Here is an 11,912-nt window from a genome sequence, read left to right on the forward strand (position 1 = left end):
GACGCCGGGACAGCAGGCGTCAGGAGACGCCCATCATCGACATGAGGTCGATCGGGTCGGCGGGGGCGGAGATCTCCTCCTCCTCGCCGAACCGGCTGAAGGTGACGGTGCCGGAGTCGCCGCCCTCGCCGGTCGTGACCTGCAGCGGGTAGGCCGGCTCGTCGTCGGCGACGAACAACCGGCTGCCGTCCTCCTGCTCCACGACCACCACGTCCTCGCCGTCGAGCTCCTCGGAGCTGACCTCCTCGGCGATCTCGCTGTCCGGGTCGCGGAACTGCTGGACGAAACCGTCGAGGGAGATCTCCTCGAACTCGGCCACGGCCTCACCGGGGACGATCACCCAGCGGCCGTCGAACTGCGAGGCCATCTCCGCCGGCATGCCGAAGGAGGCCCAGAAGTCCGACGGTGCCTGCAGGTACACCTCGCCGTCGACCCGGAGCAGGTCGATCTCGGACCCGCCCATGGTCACCGAACCGGTGACGTCGTCGCCCTGCAGGTGCAGGTCGAGCTCGCCCTCCTCGCCGCCCTCCGCCATGGTGCCGGTGACGTGGAACGAACCGGCCTCCTCCAGGGCGTCGGCGGCCGCGTCGGCGACCTCGGGCCCGGTCATGCCGTCGAGCGGGCTGCTGCTCCCGCAGGCGGTGAGGAGCAGGGCGCTCGCGGCGGCGACGGCGAGCTGGGGGATGCGCATGCGCACGGGAGGACCTCCGGAGTACACGTCTCCGGATCTCGGACGTCCGGCCGGACGGAATACTGCGGGGCGTGCGGCGCGACCGCCAGCAGCCGGTCCGCCCGGCGTGTCGCAGGTCAGCGGCGACCCGGCGCCAGGGAGCGGGCCCGCCCTGCCGCGGCGGGATCCAGCGGCACGGCGCTGGTCAGGACGGCGGGTCCCAGCTCGAGCCGGCCGTCGGAGAGCGCCGCGCAGCGCACCCCGCCGCGACCGCGCATCCCGCGGTGCGCGCCGGGCGCGAGGACCAGGTCCATCCAGGCGCAGGGGTTCGCCGCCCGCCCGCCGCGCAGCAGCACCGGTCCCGCGCCGCAGTCCAGCGCGAACTCCCGGCCGCGGAGCGCCTCCACCTCGGCACCCCGCAGCACCACGTTCCGCCGGGCCAGCAGCGGGTCGAACGGCGGGGCGCCCAGCTCGGCGGCGAGCGACTCCAGCGACTCCACCGCCAGCACCGTGACCTGGGCGTCCCGGTGGGCCGGCCGCCCGGCGTACCGGTCCCCGACGATGCCGACCCCCGCCCGGATCTCCAGCCGCTCCCGCCGGTCGTCGGCCTGCGCAGGCACCGCCGCGCCGGGGCGGCCGTCGTACCGGTGCGCCGGCGAGGCCAGCAGTCCCACGACCTCGACGTCGTAGCAGTACGGGAAGTCGTGAGAAGCGCGTCGATCGCTCGGGAGCGCTTCAGTCATCTGCGCCGAGGACCGATGCTCTGGGGATGACCGTTCGATCCACGCTGCGCCTGGTGCTCCTAGTGCTGACGATCATCTTCGCGTTCGTCGTCCTGTACGTGCTGATCCGGAAGGCCAGTGCGGGCGAGTTCCATCTGGACGTGGCCGCCAGCACTCTGTTTCTCTACATCGGCGCCATGGTGGCGGTGGTCCTGTCCGCAGCGGCGGGAGTGCGTGGAGGCAAGCGCTTCTGGTTCCACGCCATCCTCGGTGTCATCACCGTGGCCGTCGCGATCTGGTGGTTCACGAGCGTGCAATTCCCTGGCTCGACGACCGCCGGAATCTTCGCCGTCGTCTCGATCGCGATCACTCTGGCGGCGGATGCCCTCAGCGAGACACCTCCTGCCACGGGGCCGGGGGACGAACCCGAGGAGGAAGCGCTCGAGCGGATCCTGGCATCCGTCCGTGCGGATCGCGCGGCGTCGGGGGACCAGACATAGGCACTCCTGTCCGGCCGACAACGAGGGCGTCTGCTTGATGACCGGCGCCAGCGTTCAGCGGTCGGCCGTCTCGTGGATGGGGCCCGACACCTCGGCCAGCCGCCGGCCGCTGCCGCCCCAGCGCCCCTGGATGATCTCCGCGGCGATCGACACCGCCGTCTCCTCCGGGGTGCGGGCACCGAGGTCCAGGCCGATCGGCGAGGAGAGCCGGGCCAGCTCCTCGTCGCCCAGCCCGGCTTCGCGCAACCGGGCGAGGCGCTCGTCGTGGGTGCGCCGCGAGCCCATCGCCCCGACGTAGGCGACCGGGGTGCGCAGCGCCACCTCCAGCAGCGGGACGTCGAACTTCGGGTCGTGGGTGAGCACGCAGAGCACCGTCCGCTCGTCGATGCGCCCGGCGTCGACCTCGGCCTGCAGGTAGCGGTGCGGCCACTCGACCACCACCTCGTGCGCCTCCGGGAAGCGCTTGGGGGTGGCGAACACCGGCCGGGCGTCGCAGACGGTGACCCGGTAGCCCAGGAACGCGCCGACCCGGGCGACGGCGGCGGCGAAGTCGATGGCGCCGAACACCACCATGCGGGCGGCCGGGGCGAAGGAGTTCACGAACAGGGTGAGGTCGTCGCCGCGCCGCTCGCCGTCGCGCCCCACGTGCAGCAGCCCGGTGCGGCCGCCGACGAGCATGCCGCGGGCGTCGTCGGCCACGGCGTCGTCCAGCCGCCGCGAGCCCAGCGTCCCCGAGGACCGGTCGGGCCAGAGCACCAGACGGCGCCCCAGCCGGTCGTCGGGGCCGGCGACCACGGTGACGACGGCGACCGGCTCGTGCCGCCCCACCGACTCCGCGACCTCCCCCAGCTCGGGGAAGGACTCGCGCGACACCGCCTCCACGAAGACGTCGAGGATCCCGCCGCAGGTCAGCCCGACGGAGAAGGCGTCGTCGTCGCTGACCCCGTACCGGCGCAGCGTGGGCTCCCCGGTGGCGACGGCGTCCCTGGCCTCCTCGTACACCGCGCCCTCGACGCAGCCGCCGGAGACGCTGCCCACCGCCGTGCCGTCGGGTCCCACCAGCATCGACGCGCCGGCGGGCCGCGGCGCCGAGCGCCAGGTGCCCACCACGGTGCCCACGCCGACGGTCTCCCCCGCCTGCCACCAGCCGACCAGGTCATCGAGCACGTCTCGCATCCGGCAACTCCTCCCCAGATCTCCGGTGCTGCCCGCGCGGCTCCTGCAGCACCCCCGACAGCTCCTCGAACGCGGCCATGCTGTGCCCGGCCACGAAGTGGTCGACCGACGGCAGCGCCGCCTGCATCCCGCCGGTGAGGGGTTCGTACCCCGTCCGGCCCTTGTGCGGATTGACCCAGACGACGGCGTGCGCGAGCCGCCGCAGCCGGGCCATCTGCTCACGGAGCAGGCCGGTGTCCCCACGCTCCCAGCCGTCGCTGCACACCACCACCACGGCGCCGCGCGCGGTGCCGCGCTGGCCCCACCGGTCGAGGAAGGCCTTGAGCACCTCGCCGAGCCGGGTACCGCCGGACCAGTCGGGGATCGCCTGCCCCCCGGCGGCCAGCGCCCGGTCCGGGTCGCGCAGCCGCAGCTCGCGGGTGACCCGGGTCAGCCGGGTGCCGATCGTGAACACCTCGGTCGACGCCGGCCGGGCCCGCACCGCCGCGTGGGCGAACCGCAGCAGCGCGTCGGCGTAGGGCGTCATCGACCCGGAGACGTCGACCAGCAGCACGACGCGGCGGGGGCGCGGCCGCGGGCGGCGGTGCACCAGCCGGCTGACCTCGCCGCCCTCGCGCAGCGCCCGGCGCACGGTCCGGCCCGGGTGCACACCGCCGTGGGCCGCCGGCCGCCGTCGCCGGGCCGGGCGCATCGGGGCGGCCGGGACCAGCAGGGCGAACAGCCGGCGCAGGTGGGCGCGCTCGGCGTCGGTCAGCCCGGCGACGTCACGGTGTCGCAGCACCTCGTCCGCGCTGGCGCGGGCGGCCAGGTCGGGGGTGTCCGGGTCCTCGTCCCCCTCGCCGGTGCCCGCGTCGAGCGGCGCGCTGGCGGCCAGCTGCGGCCGCACCTGCACCGGTGCCGGGGCGGGGCGCGGGCGTCGCCCGGAGAACCAGGCCAGGAAGGCCGCGTCGTAGCGGTCGAGGTCGTCGGGGCCGGCGCAGAGGGTCAGCCGGCCGGCCCAGTAGACCGCCGACGGCTGGAGGACGTCGAGGTGGCCCAGGGCGGCGAGCATGGCCTGGACCCGGTCCGGGGAGGCGGTCACGCCCGCGTGCCGCAGCGTCCGGGCGAAGCCCAGCACGGTGTCGACGACGTCCCGCTCCGCCGTCCCCGACGCGTCAGCCACCGAGCAGCGCCTCCGGGTCCAGCGACCGCACCCGCTCGGTGTCCTCCCGGTACTTGAGCACCGCGCCGAGCGTCCGCGCCGCCAGGTCGGGGTCCAGGTCCCGGGCCCCGAGCGTGTGCAGCGCCGTCGCCCAGTCCATCGCCTCCGCGACCCCGGGCGGCTTGAGCAGGTCGAGGGTGCGCAGCGTCGCCGTCGCCCGGGCCACCTGCCGGGCCAGCTCGTCGGTGACCTGAGGCAGCCGACGGCGCAGGATCGCCACCTCGCGGTCGAAGTCGGGGTGCGCCAGCCAGTGGTACAGGCAGCGCCGCTTGAGCGCGTCGTGCACCTCGCGGGTGCGGTTGGAGGTGAGGACCACCAGCGGCGGGGTCTCCGCCCGCACCGTGCCGAGCTCCGGGATGGAGATGGTGAAGTCCGACAGCACCTCCAGCAGGAACGCCTCGAACTCGTCGTCGGCGCGGTCCACCTCGTCGACGAGCAGCACGCTCGGGGAGTCCTCCAGCGCCTGCAGCAGCGGCCGGGCCAGGAGGAACCGGCGGTCGTAGAGCGAGGCCTCCAGCCGCGCGGGGTCGTCGGCGGCGTGCGCGGCCTCGGCGGCGCGCAGGTGCAGCAGCTGACGGCCGAAGTCCCAGTCGTAGAGCGCCTGGCTGGCCTCGAGCCCCTCGTAGCACTGCAGCCGGTAGAGCGGCCGGCCGGTGATCTCCGCCAGCGCCTGGGCCAGCGCCGTCTTCCCGACGCCGGCCTCGCCCTCGAGGAACAGCGGCCGGTGCATGGCCAGCGCCAGGTGCGCGGCGGTGGCCAGCCCCTCGTCGGCGAGGTAGCCGGTGCCCGCCAGGGCGGCGGACAGCTCGTCGGGGCTCCCGGGGACCGTGCGCTGGCTCACCTCCCGAGCATCCCACCTGGGCGCTTCCTCCCGCTCCCCCGCCTCCGTCCGGGCGTCGGGCACGATGACCGCATGCCGACGCCGGATGCCGCCCCGACCGACGAGCTCGCCCTCGGCGACGACCTGCGGGCCTTCGTCGACGCCTCGCCGTCCCCTGCCCACGCGGTCGCCGAGCTGGCGCGCCGGCTGCGCGCAGCCGGGTTCACCGAGCTGGCCGAGGCGGACTCCTGGGCACCGGCGCCCGGCGGGCAGCACTTCGTCGTCCGGCACGGCAGCCTCATCGCCTTCCGGATGGGCAGCGGCCCGCTGGCCGAGACCGGGATGCGGCTGGTCGGCGCGCACACCGACTCGCCGACGTTCAAGGTGCGGCCGCGCAACGACGTCCGGCAGTCGGGGTACCGCCTGGTGGGCGTCGAGCCCTACGGCGGCGGGCTGTGGCACACCTGGCTGGACCGGGAGCTGACCGTGGCCGGGAGGCTGGTGCTGCGCGGGGGCGGGACGACCCTGGTGCGGCTGCCCGGCGCCCCGCTGCGGCTGCCCTCCCTCGCCATCCACCTCGACCGGAGCGTCCGCGAGGGGCTGACCCTCGACCCGCAGCAGCACCTGGTGCCGGTGTGGGACCGCGACCTCGGCACCGGGCCGGGGCTCACCGAGGCCCTCGCCGCCACGGCCGGGGTGGACGCCGGCGACGTCGTCGGCACCGACCTGGTGCTGGCCGACACCCAGCCGGCGTCGCGCGCCGGGGCGGACGGCACGTGGGTGGCCGCCCCCCGGCTCGACGACCTGGCCTGCTGCCACTCCGGGCTGCTGGCCCTGCTGGCCGCACCGGCCGGGGCACGCACGCAGTTGCTGGTCTGCAACGACCACGAGGAGGTGGGCAGCGGCTCCATGTCCGGCGCCCGCGGCAGCTTCCTCGAGGACGTCGTCCAGCGGCTGGCCGCGGCGACCGCTCCTGCGGATGCGCAGGCGGTGCACCGGGCGCTGGCCCGGTCGGTGCTCGTGTCGGCCGACATGGCCCACGCCGTGCACCCGACGCGCGCCGAGCGGCACGAGCCGGCGCACCGGCCCGAGCTCGGCGGCGGGCCGGTGCTCAAGGTGAACGCCAACCAGGCCTACGCCACCGACGCGGCCTCCGGGGGCTGGTTCACCGAGCGCTGCGACGACGCCGGCGTCCCGGTGCAGACGTTCGTCACGCGGGCGGACCTCCCGTGCGGGAGCACCATCGGCCCGCTGACGGCGACCAGGCTGGGAGTCACCACGGTCGACATCGGCGCCCCCATGCTCGCCATGCACTCCTGCCGGGAGCTGGCCTCGGCCCGCGACGTGCCGCTCATGGTGGGGGCACTCACCGCCTGCCTGGCTGGCTGACCGGTGGACCGCCGGGCCGCGCCCGGCGGTCCACCGGCTCAGGTGGCTGCCGGCGCCCGCTCGGCCAGGCCGTCGCGGATGACCTGCTTGGTGAGCTTGCCCGACGGGTTGCGCGGCAGCACGTCGACGGTCACCACCTCGCGCGGGAGCTTGTACCGCGCGAGCTTGTCCCCGAGGAAGTCCCGCACCTCGTCCAGGGTGATCCCCTCGCCGTCCGCGCTCACGCAGACGGCCACGACGGTCTCGCCCCACTCCTCGTGCGGCCGGCCGACGACGGCGACGTCGGCGATCCGGTCGTGACCGCGCAGGACCTCCTCGACCTCCTGCGAGTGCACGTTCTCCCCGCCGACGATGATCACGTCCTTGAGCCGGTCGACGATGAAGAGGTAGCCGTCCTCGTCCACCCGGGCGACGTCGCCGGTGCGGAACCAGGGGCCGACGAACACGTCGGCCGTGGCCTGCTCGTTGCCGTGGTAGCCGGCCATGCGGGTGTCGGCGCGCAGCCAGATCTCGCCCACGCCGCCCGGGCCGACGTCCGCGCCGTCGGCGGCGACCACGCGCAGATCGACACCGGGCATGCCACCCCGGCCGATCGATCCGGCCTTCGCCAGCTGCTCGGCCGGGTACAGCGCCGTGCCGACCGGGCCCATCTCGCTCATCCCGTACACCTGGAAGAAGCGGTCGGTGCCGTAGGCGTCGACCAGCGCCCGGGCCACCTGCTCGCCCAGCGGGGCGCCGCCGTAGAGCCACTTGTCCACGCTGGACAGGTCGGCGTCGGCCAGCGACAGCCGCCCCGCACGCGCCAGCTGCACCGGTGCCAGGTAGGCGATCGGCGCTCCGAAGAACGCGGTGACGCGGTGCCGCTCGACCGCCCGCAGGAAACCGGCGGGGTCGTACTCGCGCTGCAGGACCGTGGTGGCCCCGAGGAACACCATGGTCAGCAGCCAGTCGTTCAGCGGGGCGGCGTGCCAGATGGGCATCGCGAGCAGGAACCGCTCGTCCCGGGTGAACCCCAGGGTGCTGACGATCAGCGGCGCGACCGCCGAGATGGTGCGGTGGGTGTGCACGCAGCCTTTGGGAGAGCTCGTCGTGCCGGACGTGTAGAGGATCTCGGCCGGGGAGGCGTCGTCGTCCACGGCCGGGCCGGCCACAGGGGTCGCCGCGTCGACCAGCGTGTCGAGGTGGGGGAGCTCCCCGGCGCCGGTCTCCGTGGTCAGCCAGGTCGTGCCCGGGCTGGCCTCGGTCGCCGTGCCGGCGAGGGCGCCGGCGACGACGCCCACGGTCGCGCCGCTGTGCTCGACGGCGTACCTGACCTCGGGGACGGCGAGCTTGTGGTTCACCGGCACCAGCACCCCGCCGGCGAACCAGGTGCCGAAGGCACCGATGACGAAGCCCGGGGTGTTGTACGTCATCACCGCGACCCGGTCGCCGGGCCGGACGCCGGCGTCGATGAGCACCCGGGCCGCCCGGCGGGCCCGGTCCAGCAGCTCGGCGTAGGTGATCGCCCCGTCGTCGGTGACCAGGGCCTCCTTGGTGGGCACGAGGCGGGCGGCACGCTCGAGCACGGCGGTCAGGTGCATGGATGGGTCCTCCGGGTCGGGTCAGGGAGTGGCGGCGCGGTCGGCCGCGCCGCCGGGTCGGGGAGGCGCCGGCCGCACGGCGACGACGGTGCCCTGGGCGATGGCGACCGGGGTCGTGGCACCGGCGTCGTCCACGGACAGGACCTCGCAGTGGCACACGGCCCTCCGTCCGGTCGTGTGGACCACGGACGCGCGCGCCCGGAGGGTGCGGCCCCGTGCCGGCGCCAGGTAGTCGAGGGTGAGGCTCCCGGTCAGCACGGCCGGTCCGAGCACCGAGCCACCGGCGAAGGTGACCGCGTTGTCGGCTGCGTAGGCCAGCACACCGCCGTGCACGTGGCCGTTCTGCTGGGTCAGCTCCGGGCGCACCGACAGCTCGAGGACGGCCGCGCCGTCGCCGAAGCCGGTGAGCCGCGCACCGAGGAGCCGGCTGAACGGCTGGTCCGCGAGCACGCGTTCGGCGATGGCCGGTGACAGCGGGGGATCGGCGGCCCGGGTCACCGGCGCCGTCGCGTCCACTGCCGGATCAGGCACGGGCGACGATGGCGGCGAGGTCCAGCGAGGGGTCCAGGGCGCCGTACTCGAGGGCGCGCTCCTCACCCAGCCGCGCGGCGACGAAGGCGTCGGCGACGGCGCCGGGCGCCTCGCGGATCACGACGGCGCCCTGCAGGGCCAGCGCGAGCGACTCCACCACCCGCCGCGCGAGGCCGGGCGCGGCCGCGGGGTCCGCCTGCGCCCGGGCGAGGAGCCGCCGGGTGGTCGCGACGTGCGCGTCGAATTCCCGGTGCTGCCCGAGCGCGGAGGAGATCTCCCGGTCGACGGCCTCGACCGACCGGGGCTCGCGCGCCATGGCTCGCAGCACGTCGAGGGCGATGACGTTGCCCGAGCCCTCCCAGATCGCCATCACCGGCTGCTCCCGGTAGCGGCGGGCCAGCGGGAAGCTCTCGGTGTAGCCGTTGCCGCCCAGGCACTCCATCGCCTCGTAGGCGTGGTTCGGCCCGCGCTTGCAGACCCAGTACTTGGCCACCGCGGTGGCCAGCCGGCGGAAGGCGACCGACTCCTCGTCCTCGCTGTCGTAGGCGGCGGCCAGCCGCAGTGCCGTCCAGGTGGCGGCCTCGGCCTCCAGCTGCAGGTCGGCGAGGACTGCGGTCATCGCCGGTTGGTCGACCAGCGTGGCACCGAACGCGCTGCGGTGCCGGGCGTGCCAGGCCGCCTCCGCGACGGCCTGCCGCATGCCGGCGGCGCTGCCCAGGACGCAGTCCAGGCGGGTCTGGCCGACCATCTCGATGATGGTGCGCACGCCGCGCCCCTCCTCCCCGAGGAGCCACCCGACGGTCCCGTCCAGCTCGATCTCGGAGGAGGCGTTGGACTTGTTCCCCAGCTTGTCCTTGAGCCGCTGGATGCGGAACACGTTGCGCTCGCCGCCGGGCAGCACCCGGGGGACGAGGAAGCAGGACAGCCCGCTGCCGGTCTGGGCGAGGACGAGGAACGCATCGGACTGCGGCGCCGAGCAGAACCACTTGTGCCCGGTGAGCCGCCAGGTGCCGTCACCGGCGTCGACGGCGCGGGTGGTGTTGGCCCGCACGTCGGAGCCGCCCTGCTTCTCGGTCATCGCCATGCCGAAGATCGCCGAGGGCTTGGTGGCCGGGTCGCGCAGCTCGGGGTCGTAGTCGCGCGAGTACACCCGGGGCAGCCACTCCGCGGCGAGCTCGGGCGAGTGCCGGAGGGAGGGCACGACGGCGTGGGTCATGCTCACCGGGCAGGAGTGGCCCGCCTCCACCTGGGCGAAGAGCATGAAGGTGGCCGCGCGGGCGACGTGCGCACCCGGCCTCGGGGCGGACCAGCAGCTGGTGTGCGCCCCGTGCTCGACCGCCGCGCCGATGATCCGGTGGTAGGCGGGGTGGAACTCCACCGCGTCGACCCGGTGGCCCCACCGGTCGTGGCCGGCGAAGACGGGGGGATGGGTGTTGGCCAGCTCGGCGTCGCGCTGGAAGTCCGCCCGCCCCACCAGCACGCCGACCTCGCCGAGCGCCTCGTCCGCCCACTGCGCGTCGTAGCGCTTGACCGCCTCGGTCAGCACCGCGTTCGTCCGGTACTCGTCGATGTCCACCCGCGGTGGCGCCTGGTTGAACACCTCGTGCGTGCTGGTCACTGGAGCTCCTCCGCACCCAGGGCCCGGAAGCAGAAGCTCCGGATCCCGGTGATCACGTCGTGGTCGGTGGTGGGGGTGGTCGTCGCCGGGCCGAGGGGGCGGAGCCGGTCGACGAGCGCCTCGGAGATGGCCCCCATCACGGCCGACGCGGCGAGGACCACGTCCTGCTCGACGAAGACGCCCTCGGCGATGCCGTCGTGGACGATCTGCTCGCCCAGTTCGGTGTAGGAGCGGCGGAAGACCAGGCGCTCGGCGTCGACCCCGGACGTGACCGGCTCGAAGAGCAGGGCCCAGGCCATGCGCCGCCCCTGCAGCGCCCGCCCGGCGAACGTGCGCACCAGCGCGTCCAGCCGGTCCGCGGGCCGGGGCCCGGCGTCGGCGACGGCGGTGCGGACGGCGGCGAGCTCGTGGGCGGCCGCGCTGCGGAACACCTCGGCGAGCAGGTACTCGCGGCTGTCGAAGTGCGAGTAGACCGAACCCACGCTGACGCCGGCCTCCCGGGCGATCGCGGCCACGGTCGCGGCGGCGAACCCGTGCCCGGCGACCAGGTGCCGGGCCGCAGCGAGGAGGGTCTCGCGCCTGCGCTCGGCGGTGCGCCGGGTGAGCTCGGTGGCGCGGTACGGCACGGCGCCCTCCCGATAAAGAAGTGAACCGCGGTTCAGTCGCGGACAGGAAGGAGTGAACCACGGTTCAGAACGGGCGCGCAAGGGGCCCGTGCCCGGACATGCTGACGGCGGCCGGCCGAGGAGAGATCTCCCCGGCCGGCCGCCGTTCGTCAGGTGCCCCGGCCCTCGGCCGGGGTGGGCTCACCGCCGACGGGCGTCGTCCGCGCCGTCGACCTCGACCTGCTCCTTGCGCACGTCGGCGCTGACCGTCTCCTGGTCGGTGACGGTCTCCTTGTCCATCCGGACGCGCTCGACCGGGACCGCCTCCTTGGCGACGACGGGCTTCTCGGCGTGGAGGGTGACCTCGTGCTCCTCCTCGCTGATGGCCGGCCCGTCCATCGCCTTGCCGGCGTTGGCGTCGGTGATCGGCTCGCGCTCGACCCGGACCTCCTCGTGGGACACGGGGACGGTCTCGGTCACGTTCTCGCTCACCACGTACTTGCGCAGGCGGGCGCGACCGGTCTCCTCGCGGCGGGTGCCGACGTCCAGCCGCTCCTCCGAGCGGGTCATGGCGTCGTCCGTGGTCGGGCCGGAGGTGTCGCGGCCGACAGTGCCCCGGGTGTCGGTGCGGTCCGTGTCGGCCGTGCCGGTGGTCCCCGCCACGCCCGTGGTCTCGGTCATGGTGTCGGTGCGGCCGGTCGTCCCGGTCGTGCCCGTGCCCATGCCGTAGTACCGGTAGAGCTCCTCCTCCTCCTGCGGGGAGAGGTGACCGTCGGTGTCGATCTTGGGCGCGTCCTTGACGCGGTCCTTGCTCACCGGTACGCGGAGACCGTCGTCGGTCAGGTCGGCGTCACGGATGGGGACGAAGGACTCCTTCGTCCCGAACATGCCGGTCTTCACGGTGACCCACTCGGGCTGGCCGGTCTCGTCGTCCAGGTAGACCTCGGAGGCCGACCCGATCTTGCTGCCGGTCTCGTCGTAGACGTCCTGGCCGATCACTCGGCTGATGGTCTCGGTGCCGATCATCGTCGTTGTCGCTCCTATCTGAGCTCGGGGATGTTCGTCCCTCCGATGGGTGACCGGCACGGTCGCAGCGAAAC

General features: G+C 74.7%; 12 protein-coding genes. 2 read left to right on the forward strand and 10 right to left on the reverse strand.

The window, feature by feature from the left end; translation table 11 throughout:
* Positions 1 to 19: 19 nt before the first annotated feature.
* Positions 20 to 691, reverse strand: coding sequence for a hypothetical protein (locus ACI79K_RS10330; RefSeq protein ID WP_456599646.1), 672 nt, complete (start codon positions 689 to 691; stop codon positions 20 to 22).
* Positions 692 to 807: 116 nt separating this feature from the next.
* Positions 808 to 1,413 (reverse strand): MOSC domain-containing protein, encoded by a 606-nt coding sequence (locus ACI79K_RS10335; protein WP_456599647.1) that lies wholly within the window; start codon positions 1,411 to 1,413, stop codon positions 808 to 810.
* Positions 1,414 to 1,439: 26 nt separating this feature from the next.
* On the opposite strand from ACI79K_RS10335, the gene ACI79K_RS10340 reads away from it, so the two are divergent.
* Positions 1,440 to 1,892 carry a hypothetical protein gene (locus tag ACI79K_RS10340; RefSeq protein WP_456599648.1) on the forward strand — a complete coding sequence of 151 codons (453 nt, stop codon included), beginning with the start codon at positions 1,440 to 1,442 and terminating at the stop codon, positions 1,890 to 1,892.
* Positions 1,893 to 1,946: 54 nt separating this feature from the next.
* Here ACI79K_RS10340 and ACI79K_RS10345 read toward each other — a convergent pair whose 3' ends face one another.
* From ACI79K_RS10345 to ACI79K_RS10355, 3 genes are read right to left on the reverse strand one after another with little or no spacing between them, the layout of a single operon-like run.
* Positions 1,947 to 3,068 carry an XdhC family protein gene (locus ACI79K_RS10345; RefSeq protein ID WP_456599649.1) on the reverse strand — a complete coding sequence of 374 codons (1,122 nt, stop codon included), beginning with the start codon at positions 3,066 to 3,068 and terminating at the stop codon, positions 1,947 to 1,949.
* The gene (locus ACI79K_RS10350) at positions 3,049 to 4,230 is read right to left on the reverse strand and encodes a vWA domain-containing protein (RefSeq protein ID WP_456599650.1); all 1,182 of its coding nucleotides are present in this window, start codon (positions 4,228 to 4,230) and stop codon (positions 3,049 to 3,051) included. Before ACI79K_RS10350 ends, ACI79K_RS10345 begins: the two co-directional genes overlap by 20 nt.
* A complete protein-coding gene (locus ACI79K_RS10355) occupies positions 4,223 to 5,110 on the reverse strand; it encodes an AAA family ATPase (protein ID WP_456591151.1) in 888 nt (295 codons plus the stop codon). Before ACI79K_RS10355 ends, ACI79K_RS10350 begins: the two co-directional genes overlap by 8 nt.
* Before the next feature lie 72 nt (positions 5,111 to 5,182).
* Between ACI79K_RS10355 and ACI79K_RS10360 the strand changes: the two genes are divergently transcribed.
* Positions 5,183 to 6,478, forward strand: coding sequence for a M18 family aminopeptidase (locus tag ACI79K_RS10360; protein ID WP_456591150.1), 1,296 nt, complete (start codon positions 5,183 to 5,185; stop codon positions 6,476 to 6,478).
* A gap of 38 nt (positions 6,479 to 6,516) precedes the next feature.
* Here ACI79K_RS10360 and ACI79K_RS10365 read toward each other — a convergent pair whose 3' ends face one another.
* The 5 genes from ACI79K_RS10365 to ACI79K_RS10385 form a co-directional block, all read right to left on the reverse strand.
* Positions 6,517 to 8,058 (reverse strand): class I adenylate-forming enzyme family protein, encoded by a 1,542-nt coding sequence (locus ACI79K_RS10365; RefSeq protein ID WP_456599651.1) that lies wholly within the window; start codon positions 8,056 to 8,058, stop codon positions 6,517 to 6,519.
* 21 nt (positions 8,059 to 8,079) lie between these two features.
* On the reverse strand, positions 8,080 to 8,589 hold the full coding sequence (locus ACI79K_RS10370; RefSeq protein WP_456590218.1) for a PaaI family thioesterase: 510 nt from the start codon (positions 8,587 to 8,589) through the stop codon (positions 8,080 to 8,082).
* The gene (locus ACI79K_RS10375) at positions 8,582 to 10,207 is read right to left on the reverse strand and encodes an acyl-CoA dehydrogenase family protein (protein ID WP_456590217.1); all 1,626 of its coding nucleotides are present in this window, start codon (positions 10,205 to 10,207) and stop codon (positions 8,582 to 8,584) included. The genes ACI79K_RS10370 and ACI79K_RS10375 overlap by 8 nt, the downstream gene beginning before the upstream one ends.
* On the reverse strand, positions 10,204 to 10,833 hold the full coding sequence (locus ACI79K_RS10380; protein WP_456590216.1) for a TetR/AcrR family transcriptional regulator: 630 nt from the start codon (positions 10,831 to 10,833) through the stop codon (positions 10,204 to 10,206). Before ACI79K_RS10380 ends, ACI79K_RS10375 begins: the two co-directional genes overlap by 4 nt.
* A gap of 180 nt (positions 10,834 to 11,013) precedes the next feature.
* The gene (locus ACI79K_RS10385; protein WP_456599652.1) at positions 11,014 to 11,838 is read right to left on the reverse strand and encodes a DUF2382 domain-containing protein; all 825 of its coding nucleotides are present in this window, start codon (positions 11,836 to 11,838) and stop codon (positions 11,014 to 11,016) included.
* Between the last annotated feature and the right edge of the window lie 74 nt (positions 11,839 to 11,912).

The sequence above is a fragment of the Blastococcus sp. SYSU DS0616 genome (assembly GCF_054051015.1).

Bases quoted from the DNA above. Each gene is read 5' to 3' on its own strand.
- ACI79K_RS10385 (WP_456599652.1), bottom strand. From the start codon at position 11,838: ATGATCGGCACCGAGACCATCAGCCGAGTGATCGGCCAGGACGTCTAC.
- ACI79K_RS10360 (WP_456591150.1), top strand. From the start codon at position 5,183: ATGCCGACGCCGGATGCCGCCCCGACCGACGAGCTCGCCCTCGGCGAC.
- ACI79K_RS10340 (WP_456599648.1), top strand. From the start codon at position 1,440: ATGACCGTTCGATCCACGCTGCGCCTGGTGCTCCTAGTGCTGACGATC.
- ACI79K_RS10335 (WP_456599647.1), bottom strand. From the start codon at position 1,413: ATGACTGAAGCGCTCCCGAGCGATCGACGCGCTTCTCACGACTTCCCG.
- ACI79K_RS10330 (WP_456599646.1), bottom strand. From the start codon at position 691: ATGCGCATCCCCCAGCTCGCCGTCGCCGCCGCGAGCGCCCTGCTCCTC.
- ACI79K_RS10365 (WP_456599651.1), bottom strand. From the start codon at position 8,058: ATGCACCTGACCGCCGTGCTCGAGCGTGCCGCCCGCCTCGTGCCCACC.
- ACI79K_RS10345 (WP_456599649.1), bottom strand. From the start codon at position 3,068: ATGCGAGACGTGCTCGATGACCTGGTCGGCTGGTGGCAGGCGGGGGAG.